This is a genomic window from Pseudomonas frederiksbergensis (genome assembly GCF_003732275.1).
Lineage (GTDB): Bacteria > Pseudomonadota > Gammaproteobacteria > Pseudomonadales > Pseudomonadaceae > Aquipseudomonas > Aquipseudomonas frederiksbergensis_H.
In genome coordinates this window covers 375,332-398,145 of sequence record NZ_MOBM01000039.1, presented here as the reverse complement: position 1 = coordinate 398,145, position 22,814 = coordinate 375,332, and the positions used below count along the sequence as shown (strand labels likewise).

Annotated in this window: 24 protein-coding genes and 1 pseudogene; 24 read left to right on the top strand and 1 reads right to left on the bottom strand. The window is 59.1% G+C overall.

Annotation, left to right across the window (positions count from 1 at the left end; all coding sequences use genetic code 11):
- Positions 1 to 95: 95 nt before the first annotated feature.
- The 23 genes from fliS (at position 96) to flhB (ending at position 20,892) form a co-directional block, all read left to right on the top strand.
- Positions 96 to 491, top strand: coding sequence for a flagellar export chaperone FliS (gene fliS, locus BK662_RS27910; protein WP_123360222.1), 396 nt, complete (start codon positions 96 to 98; stop codon positions 489 to 491).
- An 11-nt stretch (positions 492 to 502) separates the two neighbouring features.
- Positions 503 to 799, top strand: coding sequence for a flagellar protein FliT (gene fliT, locus BK662_RS27905; RefSeq protein WP_008006639.1), 297 nt, complete (start codon positions 503 to 505; stop codon positions 797 to 799).
- A gap of 171 nt (positions 800 to 970) precedes the next feature.
- Complete coding sequence (locus BK662_RS27900; RefSeq protein WP_007894189.1) at positions 971 to 2,446, top strand: sigma-54 dependent transcriptional regulator; 1,476 nt, start codon at positions 971 to 973, stop codon at positions 2,444 to 2,446.
- 128 nt (positions 2,447 to 2,574) lie between these two features.
- Positions 2,575 to 3,780: a sensor histidine kinase gene (locus BK662_RS27895; RefSeq protein ID WP_185047195.1), complete on the top strand. Its 1,206-nt coding sequence runs from the start codon at positions 2,575 to 2,577 to the stop codon at positions 3,778 to 3,780.
- Between the two features lie 5 nt (positions 3,781 to 3,785).
- Positions 3,786 to 5,171, top strand: a complete 1,386-nt coding sequence (locus BK662_RS27890) for a sigma-54-dependent transcriptional regulator (protein WP_123360727.1) — start codon at positions 3,786 to 3,788, stop codon at positions 5,169 to 5,171.
- A 280-nt stretch (positions 5,172 to 5,451) separates the two neighbouring features.
- Positions 5,452 to 5,781, top strand: coding sequence for a flagellar hook-basal body complex protein FliE (gene fliE, locus BK662_RS27880; RefSeq protein WP_008072611.1), 330 nt, complete (start codon positions 5,452 to 5,454; stop codon positions 5,779 to 5,781).
- Between the two features lie 15 nt (positions 5,782 to 5,796).
- Positions 5,797 to 7,584, top strand: a complete 1,788-nt coding sequence (gene fliF / locus BK662_RS27875; protein ID WP_123360219.1) for a flagellar basal-body MS-ring/collar protein FliF — start codon at positions 5,797 to 5,799, stop codon at positions 7,582 to 7,584.
- On the top strand, positions 7,577 to 8,596 hold the full coding sequence (fliG, locus tag BK662_RS27870; protein ID WP_008006649.1) for a flagellar motor switch protein FliG: 1,020 nt from the start codon (positions 7,577 to 7,579) through the stop codon (positions 8,594 to 8,596). Before fliF ends, fliG begins: the two co-directional genes overlap by 8 nt.
- A gap of 7 nt (positions 8,597 to 8,603) precedes the next feature.
- Positions 8,604 to 9,413, top strand: coding sequence for a flagellar assembly protein FliH (gene fliH, locus BK662_RS27865; RefSeq protein WP_123360218.1), 810 nt, complete (start codon positions 8,604 to 8,606; stop codon positions 9,411 to 9,413).
- Positions 9,403 to 10,761, top strand: a complete 1,359-nt coding sequence (fliI, locus tag BK662_RS27860; protein WP_123360217.1) for a flagellar protein export ATPase FliI — start codon at positions 9,403 to 9,405, stop codon at positions 10,759 to 10,761. The genes fliH and fliI overlap by 11 nt, the downstream gene beginning before the upstream one ends.
- A gap of 6 nt (positions 10,762 to 10,767) precedes the next feature.
- Positions 10,768 to 11,217, top strand: coding sequence for a flagellar export protein FliJ (gene fliJ, locus BK662_RS27855; RefSeq protein WP_123360216.1), 450 nt, complete (start codon positions 10,768 to 10,770; stop codon positions 11,215 to 11,217).
- Positions 11,218 to 11,395: 178 nt separating this feature from the next.
- Positions 11,396 to 11,701, top strand: coding sequence for an STAS domain-containing protein (locus BK662_RS27850; protein ID WP_123360215.1), 306 nt, complete (start codon positions 11,396 to 11,398; stop codon positions 11,699 to 11,701).
- A gap of 5 nt (positions 11,702 to 11,706) precedes the next feature.
- Entirely contained in the window at positions 11,707 to 13,410 is a 1,704-nt protein-coding gene (locus BK662_RS27845) for an ATP-binding SpoIIE family protein phosphatase (protein ID WP_123360214.1), read from the top strand.
- Between the two features lie 31 nt (positions 13,411 to 13,441).
- Entirely contained in the window at positions 13,442 to 13,789 is a 348-nt protein-coding gene (locus BK662_RS27840; protein WP_123360213.1) for an Hpt domain-containing protein, read from the top strand.
- Positions 13,790 to 13,895: 106 nt separating this feature from the next.
- Entirely contained in the window at positions 13,896 to 15,257 is a 1,362-nt protein-coding gene (locus BK662_RS27835) for a flagellar hook-length control protein FliK (protein WP_123360212.1), read from the top strand.
- 227 nt (positions 15,258 to 15,484) lie between these two features.
- Positions 15,485 to 15,988 carry a flagellar basal body-associated protein FliL gene (gene fliL, locus BK662_RS27830; protein WP_123360211.1) on the top strand — a complete coding sequence of 168 codons (504 nt, stop codon included), beginning with the start codon at positions 15,485 to 15,487 and terminating at the stop codon, positions 15,986 to 15,988.
- Between the two features lie 9 nt (positions 15,989 to 15,997).
- Positions 15,998 to 16,966, top strand: a complete 969-nt coding sequence (gene fliM / locus BK662_RS27825; protein WP_123360210.1) for a flagellar motor switch protein FliM — start codon at positions 15,998 to 16,000, stop codon at positions 16,964 to 16,966.
- 67 nt (positions 16,967 to 17,033) lie between these two features.
- A complete protein-coding gene (gene fliN, locus BK662_RS27820) occupies positions 17,034 to 17,492 on the top strand; it encodes a flagellar motor switch protein FliN (protein ID WP_123360726.1) in 459 nt (152 codons plus the stop codon).
- Positions 17,493 to 17,939 carry a flagellar biosynthetic protein FliO gene (gene fliO / locus BK662_RS27815; protein WP_123360209.1) on the top strand — a complete coding sequence of 149 codons (447 nt, stop codon included), beginning with the start codon at positions 17,493 to 17,495 and terminating at the stop codon, positions 17,937 to 17,939.
- Positions 17,939 to 18,697, top strand: coding sequence for a flagellar type III secretion system pore protein FliP (gene fliP, locus BK662_RS27810; RefSeq protein WP_123360208.1), 759 nt, complete (start codon positions 17,939 to 17,941; stop codon positions 18,695 to 18,697). The genes fliO and fliP overlap by 1 nt, the downstream gene beginning before the upstream one ends.
- Positions 18,694 to 18,963 carry a flagellar biosynthesis protein FliQ gene (gene fliQ, locus BK662_RS27805; protein ID WP_007938648.1) on the top strand — a complete coding sequence of 90 codons (270 nt, stop codon included), beginning with the start codon at positions 18,694 to 18,696 and terminating at the stop codon, positions 18,961 to 18,963. Before fliP ends, fliQ begins: the two co-directional genes overlap by 4 nt.
- A gap of 3 nt (positions 18,964 to 18,966) precedes the next feature.
- Complete coding sequence (gene fliR / locus BK662_RS27800) at positions 18,967 to 19,749, top strand: flagellar biosynthetic protein FliR (RefSeq protein WP_123360207.1); 783 nt, start codon at positions 18,967 to 18,969, stop codon at positions 19,747 to 19,749.
- Between the two features lie 3 nt (positions 19,750 to 19,752).
- Positions 19,753 to 20,892 (top strand): flagellar biosynthesis protein FlhB, encoded by a 1,140-nt coding sequence (flhB, locus tag BK662_RS27795; protein ID WP_123360206.1) that lies wholly within the window; start codon positions 19,753 to 19,755, stop codon positions 20,890 to 20,892.
- A gap of 356 nt (positions 20,893 to 21,248) precedes the next feature.
- On the opposite strand, the gene BK662_RS27790 is transcribed toward flhB, so the two are convergent.
- The gene (locus tag BK662_RS27790) at positions 21,249 to 22,394 is read right to left on the bottom strand and encodes an RHS repeat-associated core domain-containing protein (protein WP_123360205.1); all 1,146 of its coding nucleotides are present in this window, start codon (positions 22,392 to 22,394) and stop codon (positions 21,249 to 21,251) included.
- 89 nt (positions 22,395 to 22,483) lie between these two features.
- Here BK662_RS27790 and BK662_RS27785 point away from each other — a divergent pair.
- Positions 22,484 to 22,792, top strand: a pseudogene (locus BK662_RS27785) (EscU/YscU/HrcU family type III secretion system export apparatus switch protein); the annotation flags it as partial.
- Positions 22,793 to 22,814: the final 22 nt, after the last annotated feature.

Below are 22,814 nucleotides of genomic sequence, written 5' to 3'. Positions count from 1 at the left end.
CGCTTGTCGGGCTTTTTTTGGTTTGGTCTAAAGATTTTTGACGCCGTGTCGATAGCCTGATTATACGAATCACAGAGCTTTGGATGAGGTAAAACATGAACCCGATGTTAGCCCTTCGGCAGTACCAGAAGATTGGCGCGCAAGCCCAGACTTCCGAGGCCAGTCCTCATCGTCTGGTGCAAATGCTTATGGAAGGTGCTCTGGATCGCATCGCTCAGGCCAAAGGTGCCATGGAGCGCAAGGATATCGCCAACAAGGGTGTTCTGATCAGCAAGGCCATCGGCATTGTCGGTGGGTTACGAGAGGGTCTGGATCTGGAGAAGCAGGCAGAGTCCGTCAGTGAGCTGGATAGTCTCTACGCTTACATGATGAAACGCCTGGCGGAAGCGAACCTCAAGACCGATCCGAAAATCCTCGACGAAGTCGCCGACCTGCTCCGTACGGTCAAAGACGGTTGGGACGCCATTGGCGCACCTGCTCCCCAGTTTTAAGGAGATCACTCATGAGTCTTGTCTTGCAGCGAATCGAACAAACCCGCGATGCCCTCGTCGGTGCATTGGCCGAGCGCAACTGGGAAGCCATTGGTGAATTGGACCTGGCTTGCCGTTCCTGCATGGAAGACGTCTTGAGTGAAGCTTCGGTGGATGAGGCCGCGTTGCGCGATAACCTTGAGGAGTTGCTGGGGGTGTATAAACAGCTTCTGGAGGCGGCGACGGGAGAGCGGCAGGCGATAGTCGATGAGATGTCGCAGATCCACCAAGCACAGAGCGCGGCAAAGGTTTACCATCTGTTTGGTTAGTTAACCCCAGTTAATCCAAACATAGTGCGCCATAAATTTGACTGTGCACGGTTTTTTGACTTAACTAGTGGCTGGTTCCAGATTTCAGGCGTCTACAGGCATAACGTGTCTGCAAGCGTCTAGCTTGCCCCTCATTTTGGGCATTGAGTTGACTAGGGAAGTTGCTATTGCATGTGGCGTGAAACCAAAATTCTGCTGATTGATGACGATAGCGTCCGTCGCCGCGATTTGGCGGTGATTTTAAATTTTCTCGGCGAAGAAAATTTACCCTGTGGCAGCCATGACTGGCAGCAGGCGGTCGGCTCTCTGTCATCAAGTCGTGAAGTAATCTGTGTCCTCATCGGGACGGTAAATGCTCCTGGTGCACTTTTGGGCCTGTTAAAGACACTCTCAACCTGGGATGAGTTCCTTCCAGTTTTGTTGATGGGCGATAATTCTTCCATTGACTTGCCGGAAGACCAGCGTCGCCGAGTGCTTTCGACTCTCGAAATGCCACCCAGCTACAGCAAATTGCTCGATTCGTTGCACCGTGCCCAGGTCTATCGCGAGATGTATGACCAGGCCCGTGAGCGCGGTCGTCACCGTGAACCCAATCTTTTCCGCAGCCTTGTCGGCACCAGCCGGGCGATTCAACACGTCCGTCAGATGATGCAGCAAGTCGCCGACACCGACGCCAGCGTGCTGATCCTCGGCGAGTCCGGGACCGGCAAGGAAGTGGTCGCGCGTAACCTGCACTACCATTCCAAGCGTCGTGACGCGCCGTTCGTGCCGGTCAACTGCGGGGCGATCCCGGCCGAGTTGCTGGAAAGCGAATTGTTCGGCCACGAGAAGGGCGCCTTCACCGGAGCGATCACCAGTCGCGCCGGGCGTTTCGAGCTGGCCAACGGCGGTACGCTGTTCCTCGACGAAATCGGCGACATGCCGCTGCCGATGCAGGTCAAACTGCTGCGTGTCTTGCAGGAGCGCACCTTCGAGCGCGTGGGTAGCAACAAGACCCAAAGCGTCGATGTGCGGATCATTGCGGCGACCCACAAGAATCTCGAAAGCATGATCGAGATCGGCACCTTCCGCGAAGATCTCTACTATCGCTTGAACGTGTTCCCGATCGAGATGGCGCCATTGCGTGAGCGCGTCGAGGACATCCCGCTGCTGATGAACGAGTTGATCTCGCGCATGGAGCACGAGAAGCGCGGTTCGATCCGTTTCAACTCGGCGGCGATCATGTCGCTGTGCCGTCACGGCTGGCCGGGCAACGTTCGCGAGCTGGCCAACCTGGTGGAGCGCATGGCGATCATGCACCCGTACGGGGTGATCGGCGTGGTCGAGTTGCCGAAGAAATTCCGCTATGTCGATGACGAAGACGAGCAACTGGTCGACAGCCTGCGCAGCGATCTTGAAGAACGGGTGGCCATCAACGGTCATACCCCGGACTTCACCGCCAATGCCCTGCTGCCGCCGGAAGGCCTTGACCTGAAAGACTACCTCGGCGGTCTGGAACAAGGGCTGATTCAGCAGGCGCTGGATGATGCCAATGGCATCGTGGCGCGGGCGGCCGAACGGCTGCGGATTCGTCGCACCACGCTGGTGGAGAAGATGCGCAAGTACGGCATGAGTCGTCGTGACGGTGATGAACAGGCGGATGATTGACGCCTGTTTTTCAACTCCTTCATTTATAGGCGTTTTTTTTTAGGCACGGGTATTGCTACATCCCTCGCAACGTTCCGTTTAACTGACGGTCAACCACGCGAGAGAGCACGATGCCCCAAGCCGCCCAGATGTCTCCTGTCCCAGATGCTTCGGGGCAACCGTCGTCCGTAGAGCAGGCAAGCCGGCTTGGCCTTGAGCAGGCATTTGCACTGTTCAACCAGATGTCGAGCCAATTGACCGATTCCTACAGCATGCTCGAAGCCCGGGTCACCGAGCTCAAGGGTGAGCTGGCGGTGGTCAGTGCTCAGCGCATGCAGGAGCTGGCGGAAAAGGAGCGTCTGGCCAACCGTCTGCAAAACCTCCTCGATCTGTTGCCTGGCGGCGTCATCGTCATCGACGCCCAAGGCATCGTGCGCGAAGCCAATCCCGCCGCGAGCGAACTGCTAGGTCTGCCTCTTGAAGGCGAGCTGTGGCGTCATGTGATTGCTCGATGCTTTGCGCCGCGCGAAGACGACGGTCACGAAATTTCTCTCAAGGACGGTCGACGCCTGTCGATCGCTACCCGGTCGCTGGACGCCGAGCCTGGTCAATTGGTGTTGCTCAACGACCTGACTGAAACCCGTCATCTGCAAGGTCAACTGGCTCGTCATGAGCGCCTGTCGTCTCTCGGTCGTATGGTCGCATCGTTGGCTCATCAGATTCGCACGCCGTTGTCCGCTGCGTTGCTCTATGCCAGTCATTTGACTGAGCAGGCGTTGCCGGTCGAGACTCAGCAACGTTTTGCCGGGCGCCTGAAAGAGCGTCTGCATGAGCTCGAACACCAGGTTCGCGACATGCTGGTGTTCGCTCGCGGCGAGCTGCCGCTGACCGATCGCGTGACCCCCAAAATGCTGATGCAGTCGCTGCAAGCGGCAGCGCTGACCCATGTTCAGGATCTGCCGATTCGCTGGCAGTGCGACAGTCATGCCGGTGAGTTGTTGTGCAATCGCGACACCCTGGTCGGGGCCATTCTGAATCTGATCGAGAACGCCATTCAGGCAAGTGCCGGTGATGTCCGTTTGAAGGTTCACCTGTATACCCGCGGCCAAAATCTGCGCTTGTGCGTCAGCGACAGCGGCAGTGGCATCGACACGAAGGTCCTGGCGCGTTTGGGTGAGCCGTTTTTCACCACTAAAACCACCGGCACCGGTCTGGGCCTGACCGTGGTCAAGGCAGTCGCCTGGGCACATCAGGGGGAATTACAGTTGCGCTCGCGGCCGGGTCGCGGCACTTGTGCGCAGCTGATTTTGCCGCTTTTTTCGGGTGAACAGCGCAGCGCTCAGGGAGCGAAGTGAAAGACATGGCGATCAAGGTTTTACTGGTCGAGGATGACCGCGCGCTACGGGAGGCATTAGCCGATACGCTGCTGCTTGCCAGGCACGATTACACGGCGGTCGGTTCGGCGGAAGAGGCGCTGGCTGCGGTCGGTGTCGAGACGTTTAATCTGGTGCTCAGTGACGTCAACATGCCGGGCATGGACGGTCACCAACTGCTTGGATTGCTGCGGGCTCGCCAGCCGCAACTGCCGGTGTTGCTGATGACTGCTCATGGTGCGGTCGAGCGCGCGGTCGACGCCATGCGTCAGGGTGCAGCGGATTATCTGGTCAAGCCGTTCGAGCCCAAAGCCTTGCTCGATCTGGTGGCGCGTCACGCACTGGGCAATCTCGGCGCGACCGAGAGTGAGGGGCCTGTGGCGTTCGAGCCGGCCAGTGCGCAATTGCTGGAATTGGCCGCACGGGTGGCGCGCAGTGATTCCACGGTATTGATCTCCGGTGAGTCCGGGACCGGTAAGGAAGTGCTGGCGCGTTACATCCATCAGCACTCCCATCGCGCCAGTCAGCCGTTCATTGCGATCAACTGTGCAGCGATCCCGGACAACATGCTCGAAGCCACCTTGTTCGGTCACGAAAAGGGTTCGTTCACCGGCGCCATCGCGGCGCAGGCCGGCAAGTTCGAGCAGGCCGATGGCGGGACGATCCTGCTCGATGAAATCTCCGAAATGCCCCTTGGCCTTCAAGCCAAATTACTACGGGTCTTGCAGGAGCGCGAAGTCGAGCGAGTCGGCGCACGCAAGCCGATCACGCTGGACATCCGAGTGGTTGCCACCACCAACCGTGACCTGGCCGCTGAAGTGGCGGCGGGGCGTTTTCGTGAAGACCTCTACTATCGCCTGTCAGTGTTTCCGCTGGCCTGGCGTCCGCTGCGCGAGCGCACCGCCGACATCCTGCCGCTGGCCGAGCGACTGCTGGCCAAACACGTCAATAAAATGAAGCATGCCGCGGCGAAGCTCTCGCCGCAGGCGCAGGCTTGCCTGATCGGTTATCCGTGGCCGGGCAACGTGCGTGAACTGGATAACGCGATCCAGCGTGCCTTGATTCTGCAGCAGGGCGGTTTGATCCAGCCGCAGGATTTCTGCCTGGCCGGGCCTGTGGCGTGTGCGCCGTTGCCGGCATTGGTGTCGACGCCCGTGCGCGCAGTGGAAGTCGAAGCCGAATCGGCGGGCGCTCTCGGCGATGATCTGCGGCGCCGTGAATTCCAGATGATCATCGACACCTTGCGCTCCGAGCGCGGCCGTCGAAAAGAAGCCGCCGAGCGATTGGGCATCAGCCCGCGCACCTTGCGCTACAAGCTGGCGCAGATGCGCGACGCTGGTATGGATGTGGAAGGCTACTTGTTCGCCACCTGAAAGTTGACGCAAGCAACACCGCAAAACAAATGTGGGAGCGGGCTTGCTCGCGAAAGCTGTAGACCAGCCAGCATCTCTGTTGAATGGAAAACCGTATTCGCGAGCAAGCCCGCTCCCACATTTGTTTTGCGGTGGTTCACGGTTGAGCAAGCCCGGAATTGGCTTTTGTTTGGAGTGGCCACCGAGCTGGCACCCTTGTTGCTAACACCTCACTACCCGCCGAGTGAGTGTCAAAAAATTGCGGGTAGCCAAAGACGTAGCTTCGTCAAAGAGAGAAACCATGAGCCAAGGTATTGAATTCAATCGGTTGATGCTGGATATGCGCTCCATGCAAATGGATGCGATGTCTGCGCCGAAATCGACTGCCGCAGTCCCTGAATTGGGTGGCAGCAGCTTTTCCGACATGCTCGGTCAGGCCGTCAATAAAGTGAACGACACCCAGCAGGCGTCCAATCAGTTGGCCAGTGCCTTCGAAATCGGTAAGAGCGGCGTCGACCTGACGGATGTGATGATTTCCTCACAGAAGGCCAGCGTGTCTTTTCAGGCGCTGACTCAAGTGCGTAACAAGTTGGTTCAGGCTTACCAAGACATCATGCAGATGCCGGTTTAAGGACGAGATTGAGTCATGGCAGAAGCAATCGCCGATAATGTTCCGGCCAAGGCCATCCCAATAGACGGCAAACCGCCGCTGTTCGGGTTGTCCTTCCTGGAAAACCTCTCCGAGATGACCATGTTGCGTCAGGTGGGCCTGTTGGTCGGCCTGGCTGCGAGCGTGGCGATTGGTTTTGCCGTGGTGTTGTGGTCGCAGCAGCCAGACTACCGTCCTCTGTACGGCAGCCTTGCCGGTATGGACGCCAAGCAGGTCATGGAAACCCTGGCCGCAGCCGATATCCCCTATACCGTTGAACCGAACTCCGGTGCCTTGCTGGTCAAGGCCGATGACCTGTCCCGTGCGCGCCTCAAGCTCGCGGCCGCTGGTGTCACTCCCAGCGACGGCAACATCGGTTTCGAGATCCTCGACAAGGAGCAGGGGCTGGGCACCAGCCAGTTCATGGAAGCGACTCGCTACCGTCGCGGCCTCGAAGGTGAACTGGCCCGGACCATTTCCAGCCTGAACAACGTCAAGGGTGCCCGCGTGCATCTGGCGATTCCGAAAAGCTCGGTGTTCGTGCGTGACGAGCGCAAGCCAAGCGCTTCTGTTCTGGTTGAACTCTATTCCGGTCGCTCGCTGGAGCCGGGCCAGGTCGTCGCCATCATCAATCTGGTGGCGACCAGCGTTCCCGAACTGAGCAAGTCGCAGATCACCGTGGTCGACCAGAAGGGCAACCTGCTGTCGGATCAGGCGGAAAACTCCGAACTGACCATGGCCGGCAAGCAATTCGATTACAGCCGTCGCATGGAAAGCATGCTGACCCAGCGCGTGCATAACATTCTGCAACCGGTGCTGGGCAATGATCGCTATAAAGCCGAAGTCTCGGCGGATGTGGATTTCAGCGCCGTCGAGTCGACTTCCGAGCAGTTCAACCCGGACCAGCCAGCATTGCGCAGTGAGCAGTCGGTCAACGAACAGCGTACCGCCAGCAATGGCCCGCAAGGTGTGCCGGGTGCCCTGAGCAATCAGCCGCCATCGCCAGCCTCGGCGCCGCAAACCACCGGTGGCGCCACCGCGTCGGCCGGCATGGTGCAGCCAGGTCAGCCATTACTCGATGCCAACGGTCAGCAAATCATGGACCCGGCCACCGGTCAGCCGATGCTGGCGCCGTACCCGGCCGACAAGCGTCAACAATCCACCAAGAACTTCGAACTCGACCGTTCCATCAGCCACACCAAACAACAACAGGGCCGTTTGAATCGCCTGTCGGTGTCGGTGGTGGTGGACGATCAGGTCAAGGTCAACGCGGCCAATGGCGAAACGACTCGTGCGCCGTGGAGCGCCGATGAATTGGCGCGCTTCACCCGTCTGGTACAGGACGCGGTCGGTTTCGACGCGAGCCGTGGCGACAGCGTCAGTGTGATCAATATGCCGTTCTCTGCCGAGCGCGGTGAAGTGATCGCCGAAATTCCGTTTTACTCCCAGCCTTGGTTCTGGGACATCGTCAAGCAAGTGCTGGGTGTGTTGTTCATTCTGGTGCTGGTGTTCGGTGTGCTGCGTCCGGTGCTCAACAACATCACCGGTGGCGGCAAAGACAAGCAACTCGCTGGCCTGGGCAGCGACGTCGAACTCGGTGGCATGGGCGGCCTGGACGGCGAACTGGCCAACGACCGCGTCAGCCTCGGTGGCCCGACCAGCATCCTGCTGCCGAGCCCGAGCGAAGGCTATGACGCACAGTTGAACGCAATCAAGAGTCTGGTGGCAGAAGATCCGGGTCGCGTGGCCCAGGTCGTGAAAGAGTGGATTAACGCAGATGAGTGATAACCGAGCCGTTGCCGCCAAACTGTCCCGGGTCGACAAAGCCGCGATTCTGCTGCTGTCCCTGGGTTCTACCGATGCCGCACAAGTGCTGCGCCACATGGGGCCCAAAGAGGTCCAGCGTGTGGGCGTGGCCATGGCCCAGATGGGTAACGTGCATCGCGAGCAGGTCGAACAGGTCATGAGCGAGTTCGTCGACATCGTCGGCGACCAGACCAGCCTGGGCGTCGGCTCCGATGACTACGTGCGCAAAATGCTCACCCAGGCTCTGGGCGAAGACAAGGCCAACGGCCTGATCGACCGGATCCTGCTGGGCGGCAACACCAGTGGCCTCGACAGCCTGAAGTGGATGGAACCGCGCGCCGTCGCCGACGTGATTCGTTACGAGCACCCGCAGATCCAGGCAATCGTAGTGGCGTACCTCGACCCGGATCAGGCCGGTGAAGTACTGGGTAACTTCGACCACAAGGTCCGATTGGACATCATCCTGCGTGTGTCTTCGCTGAACACCGTGCAGCCGGCGGCCCTGAAAGAACTCAACCAGATTCTCGAGAAGCAGTTCTCCGGCAACTCGAATGCCTCGCGCACCACCCTGGGTGGTATCAAGCGGGCGGCCGACATCATGAACTTCCTCGACAGTTCGATCGAAGGTCAGCTGATGGACTCGATCCGCGAAGTCGACGAAGACCTGTCCGGTCAGATCGAAGACCTCATGTTTGTGTTCAACAACCTGTCCGATGTCGACGACCGCGGCATTCAGGCGCTGTTGCGCGAAGTGTCCTCGGACGTCCTGGTGCTGGCCCTCAAGGGCTCGGACGAAGGCGTCAAGGAAAAGATCTTCAAGAACATGTCCAAACGGGCGGCCGAACTGTTGCGCGACGACCTCGAGGCCAAAGGCCCGGTGCGCGTCAGCGACGTGGAAACCGCGCAGAAAGAAATCCTCACCATTGCCCGCCGTATGGCCGAAGCCGGAGAAATCGTTCTCGGCGGGAAGGGCGGCGAAGAGATGATCTAAGGTCACTATGTCGTCCAAACATGATGAGTCCAATACCGACCTGATCCGTGCCAAGGACGTCGGTGGTTTCGACATCTGGTCGCTGCCCAGTTTCGATCCGTTTGTGCCGGAACCCGAGCCGGAGCCCGAGCCCGAACCGCCGGAAATGGAAGAAGTGCCGCTGGAAGAAGTCCAGCCACTGACCCTCGAAGAGCTCGAAGGCATTCGCCAGGAGGCCTACAACGAAGGCTTCGCTGTTGGCGAAAAAGAAGGTTTCCATAGCACCACGCTCAAGGTCCGTCAGGAAGCCGAAGTGGCCCTGACGGCCAAGATCGCTGGCCTGGAACAACTGATGGCCAACCTGTTCGAGCCGATTGCCGAACAGGACACCCAGATCGAAAAGTCGCTGGTCGACCTTGTGCAGCACATCACCAAGCAAGTAATTCAGCGCGAACTGGCCATCGACTCGACGCAGATCGAACATGTCATGCGTGAGGCGCTCAAACTCTTGCCACTGGGCGTGGGCAACGTGCGGTTGTACATCAACCCGCAAGATTTCGAACAGGTCAAAGCCCTGCGCGAGCGCCATGAAGAAACCTGGCGCATCGTCGAGGACGAGTCCTTGTTGCCGGGCGGTTGCCGGGTCGAAACAGAGCACAGCCGCATCGACGCCACCATCGAAACCCGTGTGACCCAGGTCATGGCCAAACTGTTCGATCAATTGCACGATCAGGCACTGCACCCGGCCGCGCCGGACCTGAGCCTGGAACTGCCGAGCGGTGAAAAGCCTGCGGTTGCCCCGGTCGAGCCGGAACTGGACGACCCCGATGCGCCTTGATCGCACCAGCTTCGCCAAGCGGTTGGGCAGCTATGCCGAAGCCACGGAACTTGCCGGTGCGCCAATCCTCGAAGGTCGGCTGCTGCGCATGGTCGGCCTGACCCTCGAAGCTGAAGGTTTGCGCGCCGCCATGGGCAGCCGCTGTATGGTCATCAACGATGACAGCTATCACCCGGTGCAGGTCGAAGCCGAGGTCATGGGCTTCTCGGGCAGCAAAGTTTTTCTGATGCCGGTCGGCAGTGTCGCCGGCATTGCGCCTGGCGCCCGCGTGGTTCCACTTGCCGATACCGGCCGCTTGCCAATGGGCATGAGCATGCTCGGGCGGGTGCTGGATGGCGCCGGTCGCGCGCTGGATGGCAAGGGCGGGATGAAGGCTGAAGATTGGGTGCCGATGGACGGTCCGACCATCAACCCGCTCAAGCGTGACCCGATCAGCCAGCCGCTGGACGTTGGCATTCGTTGCATCAACGGTTTGTTGACGGTCGGTCGCGGTCAGCGACTCGGGCTGTTCGCTGGTACCGGCGTGGGCAAGAGTGTACTGCTGGGCATGATGACCCGCTTCACCGAGGCCGACATTATCGTGGTCGGGCTGATCGGTGAACGGGGTCGAGAAGTTAAAGAGTTCATCGAGCACATCCTCGGTGAAGAAGGGCTCAAGCGTTCGGTGGTGGTGGCGTCGCCAGCGGACGATGCGCCGCTGATGCGTCTGCGCGCGGCCATGTACTGCACGCGAATCGCCGAGTATTTTCGCGACAAGGGCAAGAATGTCCTGTTGCTCATGGATTCCCTGACCCGTTTCGCCCAGGCCCAGCGGGAAATCGCCCTGGCTATCGGCGAACCGCCAGCGACCAAGGGCTATCCGCCATCGGTGTTCGCCAAGTTGCCGAAACTGGTGGAGCGAGCCGGTAACGCCGAAAAAGGCGGCGGTTCGATCACTGCGTTTTACACCGTATTGTCCGAAGGCGACGATCAGCAAGACCCGATCGCCGACTCGGCGCGGGGCGTGCTCGACGGGCACATCGTGCTGTCCCGGCGCCTGGCCGAGGAAGGGCATTACCCGGCCATCGATATCGAAGCGTCCATCAGCCGGGTCATGCCGTCGGTGGTCAGCCCCGAACACATGACTCGCGCGCAGATGTTCAAGCAGTACTGGTCGCGTTATCAGCAAAGTCGCGATTTGATCAGCGTCGGCGCCTACGTGCCTGGCGGTGATCGTGAAACCGACACCGCCATCGCCCTGCAACCGGCTATGGTGACGTACCTGCGCCAGGGATTGAACGACAACATCAGCATGGGCGCCAGCGAAGGCCATCTTGCGTCGGTCTTCGCGCCAGCGCCGGGCGGTTAATCGACCATGGCCCTGAGTCGCGCAGCACGCCTGGCACCGGTGGTGGAAATGGCTGAAAAGGCCGAGAAAACCGCTGTCCAGCGCCTGGGGCACTTCCAGGGTCAGGTCCGTCTGGCGGAAAGCAAACTCGCCGACCTGGAAAACTTCCGCCTCGAATACCAGGAGCAATGGATCGTGCGCGGCAGTAGCGGCGTTTCGGGTCAGTGGCTGCTGGGCTATCAGGGCTTTCTCGCGCAATTGGGCACGGCCATCGACCAGCAGCGTCAGAGCCTGAACTGGCACCAAAACAATCTGAACAAGTCCCGGGAGGCCTGGCAGCAGGCGTTTGCCCGGGTCGAAGGTTTGCGCAAACTGGTTCAGCGCTACAGGGATGAGGCGCGGCAACTGGAAGACACGCGCGAGCAGAAGCTGCTGGATGAATTGTCCCAGCGGTTGCCGCGTCAGGATCCGTATTGAGTGTGGTTTTAAAAGATCGCAGCCTTCGGCAGCACCTACGGGATCGGGTTTACATGCGGTCAATGCAGGCGCTGCCGAAGGCTGCGATCTTTTGATTCTGATTTCCTGCCTTGCTCCTACCCTCGTCAGGTGCTAAACCTTCTACACGTACGTTCGTCAATGACAAGGAAGCCGTGAAATGTCAGTCGTTACAGAAGTATCTTCGGATGGGAAAAAGCTGACGATTTCGATCGAGGGGCGATTCGATTTCGGTCGGCATCAGGAGTTTCGCGAGTCCTACGAGCGACTCAACAGTAAACCCGAGTCCATTGTGGTGGACCTGAAGAAAGCCACATATCTCGATAGCTCGGCGCTGGGCATGCTGCTTTTGCTGCGTGATCACGCCGGTGGCGACAGTTCCGATATTCGCGTCGTCAACAGCAGCACCGATGTGAAGAAAATCCTCGCCATCTCCAATTTCGACAAGCTGTTCGACATCAGTTGATCGTCATGCAGCCGCTGGAGCCGCTGACGATTCTGATCGCCGAAGACAGCGCGGCCGACCGCATGCTGCTGTCGACTATCGTCCGGCGCCAGGGCCATGAAGTGCTGACGGCTGCCAACGGCGCCGAGGCGGTCGAAGCGTTCCGTTCGCAGCGACCGCACCTGGTGCTGATGGACGCCATGATGCCGGTGATGGACGGTTTTGAGGCTGCGCAGCAGATCAAGGCGCTGGCCGGCGAAACGCTGGTGCCGATCATCTTTTTGACGTCGCTGACCGAAAGCGAAGCCCTGGCCCGTTGTCTGGAGGCGGGGGGTGACGATTTTCTGGCAAAGCCTTACAACCAGGTGATCCTTGCCGCCAAGATCAAGGCCATGGATCGCTTGCGGCGTTTGCAGGCCACCGTGCTGGAGCAGCGCGACCTGATCGCCAGGCACCACGATTACCTGCTCAACGAACAACGGGTGGCCAAAGCCGTGTTCGACAAAGTCGCCCACTCCGGTTGCCTGAATGCACCGAACATCCGTTACCTGCAATCGCCCTATGCGCTGTTCAACGGCGATCTGTTGTTGGCCGCGTTCACCCCGGCCGGCGACATGCACGTATTGCTCGGCGATTTCACCGGTCATGGTTTGCCGGCTGCTGTGGGTGCCATGCCCTTGGCCGAAGTCTTCTACGGCATGACCGCAAAGGGTTATGGCCTGTCCGAAACCCTGCGCGAGATGAACGCCAAACTCAAACGTATTCTGCCCGTGGACATGTTCTGCTGTGCGACCCTGCTGTGCCTGAGTTTTCAGCGGGGATCGGTGGAGGTCTGGAACGGCGGGATGCCGGACGGTTACTTGCACAGCACCGCCAGCGGCGAACGTATCGCTCTGACGGCACGGCACTTGCCGCTCGGGGTGCTGAGCCCGCAAACCTTCGATGACCGCACCGAGGTATTCCCGATGGCCGTCGGGGATCGGGTCTTTCTGTTGTCCGACGGGGTGATCGATACCTGCGATGCCAATGAACAATTGTTTGGCGTAGAGCGATTGGAGCAGGTGTTTGCAGCCAATCGTCAGCCTGATGCGCTGTTCGAAGAGATCGAACAGGCCCTGCGGGACTTTCGCGGCGAAGCCCGCGATGACGTGAGCATGGTCGAGGTCAGTCTGCTGGAGGCTGCGCAACTGAGTCCGCCAGCGCCGGTGTACTCCGACAGCGGCCAGTCCAGCCCGCTGGACTGGTCGGTGAGTTTCGAGTTTCGCGCCGCCACGCTCAAACGCTTCAATCCGCTGCCGTACTTGTTGCAATTGCTGCTTGAGGTGCATGGTCTGCGGACTCAGAGTGGCGCACTCTACAGTGTGTTGGCAGAGCTTTATTCCAATGCTTTGGAGCATGGCGTGCTGGGCCTGGATTCGAGTCTGAAACGAGATGCTTCAGGTTTTGCGCGTTATTATCAGCAGCGCAATGCGCGTCTCGATGAGTTGCGAGATGGCTACGTACGGGTGCATTTGCAGGTGGCACCAAAAGGCGAGGGCGGTTGCCTGACGGTCCGGGTCGAAGACAGTGGCAAGGGTTTCGATGTGGCGCGGGTGATGGAGCGTCCTGTCGATGATGTCCGTCTGTCGGGACGTGGCGTCAGTTTGATCCGCCAGTTGAGCCATCATGCGCGCTGGACCGATAATGGTCGCAGTGCTCACGTGGAGTTCTTCTGGGAGGCTCTGGCATAATCCCAGGCATTCTTGATCAAGGAGTGAACAAGTGGCTGACACACATCTGGACCGTGACGTGCTGAGCGCGTTGCAGGAAGTTATGGAAGACGGGTATCCAGAATTGCTCGATACCTTTCTCGCCGATTCCGAAGAGCGTTTGAGTCTGCTGCGGCAAGTTGACGATGCCGATCAGTTGGGCGCTGCTGCGCACAGCTTCAAAGGCAGCAGCAGCAATATGGGCGCCACCCGGCTCGCCGAGCTGTGCCATGAGCTGGAGCAGCGGGCCAAGCAAAAAAGCCTGGAAGGCATTGAAGCGCTGGTCGGAGAAATTGACGGCGAATTCGCCATTGTCCGGCCTCTCTACGAAGCGGAGCGCCAGCGTTCCCTTGCTGAATAAAGCAACCGGCCGGCGCTTTTAGTGGCGAGTCATAAAAAGCTGGCTCGACCCTTGCAATCAACTTACTCAACTGTACCTACGATCCCAGTGCAGCGGAGACCGTTTTATGCCTGTTACCCCCAATATCCTGCTTCAGGCCGCCGCTGCGGCCAAGACTCAAGCCGCCTCCGCCAATACGCCGGCGCAGACGGCTGAGCCCGGGGACAAGGCGTCCAGCTTCGCTCAGGTCTATGCCAATCAAGCCCAGAACAAGCCCTCGGCCGTGGCGGATGGCTCGGCTAAACCCGCACGCGACAAAGACTCGGACAGCGTCGGCAAAAAAGACGTGAGCAACGACAAGTCTGCCGCCCCGGAACCGACAGTTGCCGATACCGGCAATTCCTTGCCCGCCGATAAACCGGCGCAGGCTGACGACAAGACGGCCAGCGATGACACGCCGGATACGGTCGAGGCGTTGACGCCAGTGGTCGATGCCGCGCCTGTCGATCCGGCCCTCGATCCTGCGTTGGTGGTGCAGCCGGCGGTGCCGGCCCCTGTGCCGGAAACCCCAACAGTTGTGGCCACTGTACAACCACACGTTGAGGCACCTGTCGCTGCCGTCGTTACCGCGGCTGCGGCGCAGAAGGTTGCGACCATCGATCCGGATTTCGACCCCGAAGCCGATCCTCTCGATGCGCTGCCAGCCGTGCGCATGGCCATGGAGCAGGGCGGGCATGTTTCGGCCGCCAGCCAGGCCCAGCCAAAAGCTGCGCCAACTCCGGCTCAAGTCGACGGCGAGCCGACTTCGGCACACAACTTTGCCGCGGGCATGGCGAGCATGCTTGATGTGCAAACCGATCGGGACAGCACCAGTCAGGGCGGCGAGAAGGCTTTCAGTGGCCTGATCGATGACGGCCTCAAGGATCTCAAGTCCGCCAGCAGCGATACCCGTGTCGATGATTTCGCCAACCGTCTGGCGGCACTGACCCAGGCAGCAACGCCGAAGACAGCCAATGCATTGCCGGTGAACCAGCCAATCGCCATGCATCAGAGCGGTTGGACCGAAGAGGTGGTCAACCGGGTCATGTACCTGTCCAGCGCCAATCTCAAGGCGGCCGATATCCAGTTGCAACCGGCCGAGCTGGGACGCCTGGATATTCGGGTGAACATGGTTCCGGATCAGCAGACCCAGGTGACCTTCATGAGCGCCCACCCAAGCGTTCGCGAAGCGCTCGACGGGCAAATGCATCGCCTGCGTGACATGTTCGCGCAGCAAGGCATGGGCCAGGTCGACGTCAACGTTTCCGATCAATCCCGCGGCTGGCAGGGTCAGGGTCAGGAACAGGCTCAACAGGGGCAGGGTGGACGTACCAGCGCCAATGGCGGTCGCCTCGACTCTGTCGATGAAGAACTCCCTGTGACTGTTGCTGAAGTAGCCGCGAACACCACCAGCGTGACTGGCTCCAGCGCCGTCGACTACTACGCCTGATCAAACGCAATACCCCCAGTGTGGGAGCGAGCCTGCTCGCGATAGCGGTGGAGCAATCAACGGAGATGTTGAATGTTACTGCCTCATCGCGAGCAGGCTCGCTCCCACATTTGTTTTATGGTGGCTGATGATCCCCTGCCTCAACTCGTCCCCGACACTTCTGGCATAACACTTGCTCTTGCCTTGCCGTGCGACTGTGAAAACCCGAATAGTGACGGATTATTGGCATGGCTAAGAGCGACGCAGCACCAGTGAAAGACCCCGCAACCAAAGGCAAAATCAAGCTGGTCATTGTGATCGTCGTGGCCCTGTTGCTGGCGATCGGCTTGTCCGTGGGGGCGACCTGGTACTTCATGCATAGCGCCCAGAGCAAGCCTGCCGCCGCGGCTGAAACCGCTGTGGTCGGCAAGCAACCGGCGATCTTCGAGCCCATGGCGCCGGCCTTCGTGGCCAACTACAACCAGAACGGCCGCCAGCGCTACATGCAGGTGAGCATCACCATGCTGGGCCGCAATCAGGCCGATCTGGAAGCGCTCAAAGTCCACATGCCGGTGATCCGCAATAACCTGGTCATGCTGTTTTCCGGCCAGGATTTCGCCACGCTGGCGACCCCGGTCGGCCAGGAGATGTTGCGTCAGAAGGCCACGGCCAGCGTCCAGGAAGTGGCGCAGAAAGAGCTTGGCAAAGTGGTGATCGAACAGTTGCTTTTCACTAATTTCGTACTGCAGTAGGAACACGACATGGCCGTGCAGGACCTGCTGTCCCAGGATGAGATCGATGCGCTGTTGCATGGCGTCGACGATGGTCTGGTACAGACCGATAACGCTGCCGAACCCGGCAGTGTCAAAAGCTACGACCTGACCAGCCAGGATCGCATCGTCCGTGGACGCATGCCGACCCTGGAAATGATCAACGAGCGTTTCGCCCGCTACACCCGCATCAGCATGTTCAACATGCTGCGCCGCTCGGCGGACGTTGCCGTCGGTGGCGTGCAGGTGATGAAGTTCGGCGAATACGTGCATTCGCTATACGTGCCGACCAGTCTCAACCTGGTCAAGATCAAACCGCTGCGCGGTACCGCACTGTTCATCCTCGACGCCAAACTGGTGTTCAAACTGGTGGACAACTTCTTCGGCGGCGATGGCCGTCACGCGAAGATCGAAGGGCGTGAATTCACCCCCACCGAACTGCGTGTGGTGCGCATGGTGCTGGAACAGGCCTTCATCGATTTGAAGGAAGCCTGGCAGGCGATCATGGAAGTGAACTTCGAGTACATCAACTCGGAAGTGAACCCGGCCATGGCCAACATCGTCGGCCCGAGCGAAGCCGTTGTGGTGTCGACGTTCCACATCGAGCTCGATGGCGGTGGCGGCGACCTGCACGTCACCATGCCGTACTCGATGATCGAGCCGGTGCGCGAAATGCTCGATGCCGGCTTCCAGTCGGACCTCGACGATCAGGACGAGCGCTGGATCAATGCCTTGCGCCAGGACGTGCTGGACGTTGATGTACCGATCGGTGCCACCGTTGCCCGCCGCCAGCTGCGCCTGCGCGACATCCTGCACATGCAGCCCGGGGACATTATTCCGGTCGAGATGCCGGAAGAAATGATCATGCGCGCCAACGGCGTACCGGCCTTCAAGGTCAAGATGGGCTCGCACAAAGGCAACCTCGCGTTGCAGGTGATCGAGCCGATCGAGCGCCGCTGACCGGCGCTCCACCCCCCCCTTTTAATTGACTGCTCTTGATTGAGCAGGTGCCCGCCGAGGACAAATGATGAACGACGATATGAACGCCCAGGACGACCAGGCACTGGCTGATGAATGGGCTGCGGCCCTGGAAGAAACCGGTGACGCCGGGCAGGACGATATCGATGCCTTGCTGGCCGCCGATGCCAGCGGTTCGTCGTCCAACCGCCTGCCAATGGAAGAGTTCGGCAGCGTACCTAAGAACAACGATCCGGTAACGCTGGACGGTCCGAACCTGGACGTGATTCTCGACATTCCAGTGTCGATTTCCATGGAAGTCGGCAGCACCGATATCAACATCCGCAACCTGCTGCAACTCAACCAGGGTTCGGTGATCGAGCTCGATCGTCTGGCCGGCGAGCCGCTGGACGTGCTGGTCAACGGCACGCTCATCGCCCACGGTGAAGTGGTGGTGGTCAACGAAAAGTTCGGCATCCGCCTGACCGACGTGATCAGCCCAAGCGAACGCATCAAGAAGCTGCGCTGAGTGAAAAGGGTTCTGGGTTTTGTGCTGGGGTTAGTGCTGGCCTTGCCGTTCAGCGTGCTGGCGGTCGAGCCGGTAACGACGGCCGCTGCGCCGGCTGTCAGCAGCGGTGTGGCCGGGCAATTGACGCAATTGGTGTTCGGCTTGCTGCTGGTGTTGGGGTTGATCTTCTTCCTCGCCTGGCTGCTGCGCCGGGTCCAGCAGGCCGGGCCGGCCGGCAAGGGGCAGGTGATCGAGCTGATCGGTTCCCGCGCGCTAGGTCCCCGTGACCGTTTGATGCTCGTGCAGGTCGGCAACGAACAGATTCTGCTCGGCCTGAGCCCCGGCACCATTACCGCGTTGCATGTGCTCAAGGAGCCGGTACAAGTGCCGAGCACCGAGAAGGCGACTCCGGAGTTTGCCCAGCGCCTGTTGGAGTTGTTGGGCAAGGATCAGAAGGATAAGAAGTAATGGGTGCGCTACGCATCGTCTTGACGCTGGCCCTGATGCTGGCCGCGCCGCTGGCGCTTGCCGCCGATCCGTTGTCGATCCCGGCGATCACCCTGGGCACCAACGCCAACGGCGCTCAGGAATACTCGGTCAGCCTGCAAATCCTGCTGATCATGACCGCGCTGAGTTTCATCCCGGCGTTCGTCATGCTGATGACCAGTTTCACCCGGATCATCATCGTGTTCTCGATCCTGCGTCAGGCCCTGGGCTTGCAGCAGACGCCGTCGAACCAGATCCTCACCGGCATGGCATTGTTCCTGACCATGTTCATCATGGCGCCAGTGTTCGATCGAGTGAATCAGGATGCCTTGCAGCCGTATCTGGCGGAGAAACTCACCGCTCAGGATGCCGTGACCAAGGCGCAAGTGCCGATCAAGGACTTCATGCTGGCCCAGACTCGCAGCAGCGATCTGGAGCTGTTCATGCGCTTGTCCAAGCGCACTGACATTGCTACGCCTGATCAGGCGCCGTTGACGATTCTGGTGCCGGCGTTCGTGACCTCTGAGTTGAAAACCGCGTTCCAGATCGGCTTCATGATCTTCATCCCGTTCCTGATCATCGACCTGGTCGTGGCCAGTGTGTTGATGGCGATGGGTATGATGATGCTCTCGCCACTGATCATTTCCCTGCCATTCAAAATCATGTTGTTCGTGCTGGTGGATGGCTGGGCGTTGATCATCGGCACCTTGGCCAGCAGCTTCGGCGGTGTTTCACCATGACGCCGGAAGTTGCCGTAGACATCTTTCGCGAAGCGCTGTGGCTGACCACCATGATGGTCGCCGTGCTGGTGATCCCGAGCTTGCTGGTGGGGTTGTTGGTGGCGATGTTCCAGGCGGCTACCCAGATCAATGAACAGACCCTGAGCTTCCTGCCGCGCCTATTGGTGATGCTGGTGACCCTGATCGTTGCCGGCCCGTGGCTGGTGCAGACTTTCATGGAATACATCCTCCAGCTGTACCACAGCATTCCTCAGGTCATTGGCTGAACCATGTCGCTGCTGCAGCTGACCGATACCCAGATCAGCACATGGGTGGCGACGTTCATGTTGCCGCTGTTTCGCATCGGCTCGTTGCTGATGGTCATGCCGATTTTCGGTACGACGCTGGTGCCCACGCGCGTGCGTTTGTACTTCGCGCTGGCGATCACCGTGGTCATTGCGCCGGGGCTGCCGCCCATGCCCGCCGTCAATGCGCTGGACTTGAATGCGCTGCTGCTGATTGCCGAGCAGATCATCATCGGTGCGGTCCTCGGCTTCTCCTTGCAGCTGTTCTTTCAGGCGTTCGTGGTGGCGGGACAGATCGTCGCGATCCAGATGGGCATGGGCTTCGCGTCGATGGTCGACCCTACGAACGGTGTGTCGGTGGCGGTGATCGGGCAGTTTTTCACCATGCTGGTGACCCTGCTGTTCCTGTCGATGAACGGCCATCTGGTGGTGTTCGAAGTCCTCACCGAAAGCTTCACCACGCTGCCGGTCGGTGGCGGGTTGATGGTCAATCATTTTTGGGAGTTGGCCGGCAAGCTCGGTTGGGTGCTCGGTGCGGCCCTGTTGTTGGTGTTGCCGGCGATCACCGCGTTGCTGGTGGTCAACATTGCATTTGGCGTGATGACCCGGGCGGCGCCGCAGCTGAATATCTTCTCGATCGGCTTCCCGCTGACCCTGGTGCTCGGGCTGTTCATTGTCTGGGTTGGTCTGGCGGACATTCTCAATCAGTATCAGCCGCTGGCCGCCGAGGCTTTGCAGTTGTTACGCGAACTGGCACGGGCGCGCTGAGTCATGGCTGAGAGCGAAAGCGGTCAGGACAAAACAGAAGACCCCACGGAGAAACGCAAAAGGGACTCCCGTGAGAAAGGCGAGATTGCGCGCTCCAAGGAGCTCAACACTCTGGCGATCATGCTCGCCGGCGCGGGTGCGCTGCTGATTTTCGGTGGTGCATTGGCGCAGGACATGATGGAGCTGATGAGGATGAACTTCACGCTGTCGCGGGAAGTGATTCTGGATCAGCGCAGCATGGGCACCTTCTTGCTGCACTCGGGACAGATTGCCCTATTGGCGATTCAACCGGTGATGATCACTTTGCTGTTGGCTGCGTTGATTGGCCCGATCTCCCTCGGCGGCTGGCTGTTCGCGGCGGGCTCCATGGCGCCGAAATTCAGTCGCATGAACCCCGGCGCGGGGCTGAAACGGATGTTCTCGGCCAAGGCGCTGGTGGAATTGCTCAAGGCCTTGGCGAAGTTTTTCATCGTGTTGTTCGTGGCATTGGCGGTCTTGTCGTCGGACATCGACGATCTGCTGCGCATCGCCCATGAGCCATTGGACATGGCGATTATTCATAGCCTGCAATTGGTTGGCTGGAGCACGCTGTGGATGGCTTGCGGGTTGATCATCATCGCCGCAGTGGATGTGCCGGTACAGATTTGGGAAAGCCTGAAAAAACTGAAGATGACCAAGCAGGAAGTGCGCGACGAACACAAGGATCAGGAAGGTAAGCCAGAGGTCAAGCAGCGCATTCGTCAGTTGCAACGCGAGATGTCCCAGCGGCGGATGATGGCCGCGATCCCCGAGGCCGACGTGGTCATCACCAACCCGACTCACTACGCCGTGGCCCTCAAGTACGATCCGGAAAAGGGCGGGGCGCCGATGCTGGTCGCCAAGGGCAGCGACTTTCTGGCCTTGAAGATTCGTGAGATTGCGGTGGCCAATGAAGTGCTATTGCTCGAGTCGCCGGCGCTGGCGCGGTCGATTTATTACTCCACTGAACTGGAACAGGAAATTCCGGGTGGGTTGTATCTCGCTGTGGCGCAGGTATTGGCTTACGTCTATCAGATTCGGCTGCACCGAGCAGGTAAAGGGAAGCGGCCGGATCCGCTCAAGGATGATTTGCCGATTCCGCCGGATCTGCGCCGCGATTCCTGATAAATCCAAAGCAAAAGATCGCAGCCTTCGGCAGCTCCAGGGTGTACGCAATACCTGTGTAGGAGCTGCCGAAGGCTGCGATCTTTGATCTTGAAGCGGCAACCTTTCCAGTTTTCTTTTTTCAGAAGTAGGAAATCCCTAGTAGGCTTTATCTGAATGTTGCTCACGTGCTAGCGTATGTCTATCCAGCGGCTAATGGGTATCCCCGTTTTGCTTCTTTTTGCTTGAGGAATAGCGATACTGCCATTGCATGGATTCAACTAAATTGGCCATGATCTGATCTCAAGGTGGCCAATGCACGCAAGACGTTAAAGTGGTCCATTCGGTGGCGCTCGGTGTGCTGAGTATCTTTAAACTCAAAATGGGGCCTCATTAGCCCTAGGCATTACTGGTTTGAACTTGCCCCTAATTACATCTACACGAATTAACGGGTATGTGTGCATATTGAAAGCAACAGCCGTTAACTCTCCCCAATTGCCGGTGGTGTAGTCTCGGCCTGGTGTCATACCGCTGTAATTTTTTACCCATACACCAAATGCTGTTGCATCTGCATTGTCAGGTGTGGCACTTAATGCGGCATCGCGATTTACGGAGGTATAAAACCCATCACCATATTTTCCGCCTCTTCCTTGCTGTATTACGCCATTCTGTAAGCTGCTTGCGTTTTTTGTTAAAGAACCATGATAACCCACTGGTTCAAATTGACTTTCGTTGATGGCGTTTGTACTCGCCGTAGGGAGGGAACGGCGTCTTCCTGTCGCTTGGGAGTTTGGGTGTGTATTCACATTCGCACGTGGTCTACCATAACCGGGCGCGGAACGCTTCGGGGCATATACAGCCAAGTCCCTTGTTGCGGGGGCGCTAAATGTTGCACTCGGTGGTGAGGGAAGCGAAGTGTTAGTGGTTGCGACGACTGCGGCGGGTCTAGCATTACCTCTCGTGCGGGAAAAGATCACTTTTAATGAGAAGTTCCCATTTGGGTCATGCAGATTAATTGGGTCTCCTAAACAGTACGCATACGTATTCAATCCGCCCTTCCCAAACGGACTCAAACTATCCGGACTATTAAACCGCATCAACACCGGATTAAACGCCCGATACCCATTTCCCAACAAATAATGCCCGGTCACCGGATCCGGCCGTTCGCCGTTGAACCCGAGCAGATTCAGCAGGCCATAGCTGGCCGCGGCAGGGCGATGGCCGTAAGGGGTATAGGCGAGCGGTTGTTGCCCACTGCTCGCAACGGCATGCAGCACGGAGCGCTGCTGATCGGTTGCCAGTAACGTTGCCTGTCGAGCAGTGCCGGTGGTTTCGCTTTGGGCAAGTAGCTGATCTCCGTGCTGAACAATGGATCGGCTGATGGCACCATCGATTTCCGTGACCAAGCGGGTCTTGCAGTAGAACCGCTGGAGCGGAGCGCTGGCGGCCAGGGTGTGGTCGCTCAAGCGGTCGAGCGGGTCGTAGCGATAATGGCAGAGTACGAGCTGCTGTGGCGAAGACATGGGGTGCCCCGGGTTTCAAAGTGTCGATGCCTGAGTATCGGTAGTTTTGTTGGAGGTGGGAACTAGCAGAACTGCTAGGTCGGTCCCCTCGGATGGTGGTTTCCGTGCTCGAGGCTGACGTAGTCATCGCCAAACCGACCCTCTACGCCGTGGCCCTCATACACGACTCGGAAAAAGGGCGGGGCGCCGATGTTGGTCGCCAAGGGCAGCGACTTCCTGGCCTTGACGATTCGTGAAATTGCTGTGGCTACTCCACCGAACTGGAGCAGGAAATTCCCGGCGGGCTCTATCTGGCGGTCGCTCAGGTATTGGCTTACGTCTATCAGATTCGCCAGTACCGCGCCGGCAAGGGCAAGCGACCGGATCCGCTGAACAACAAAGGGGACAGATTTATTTGAATATTTGAAAGGGGACAGATTT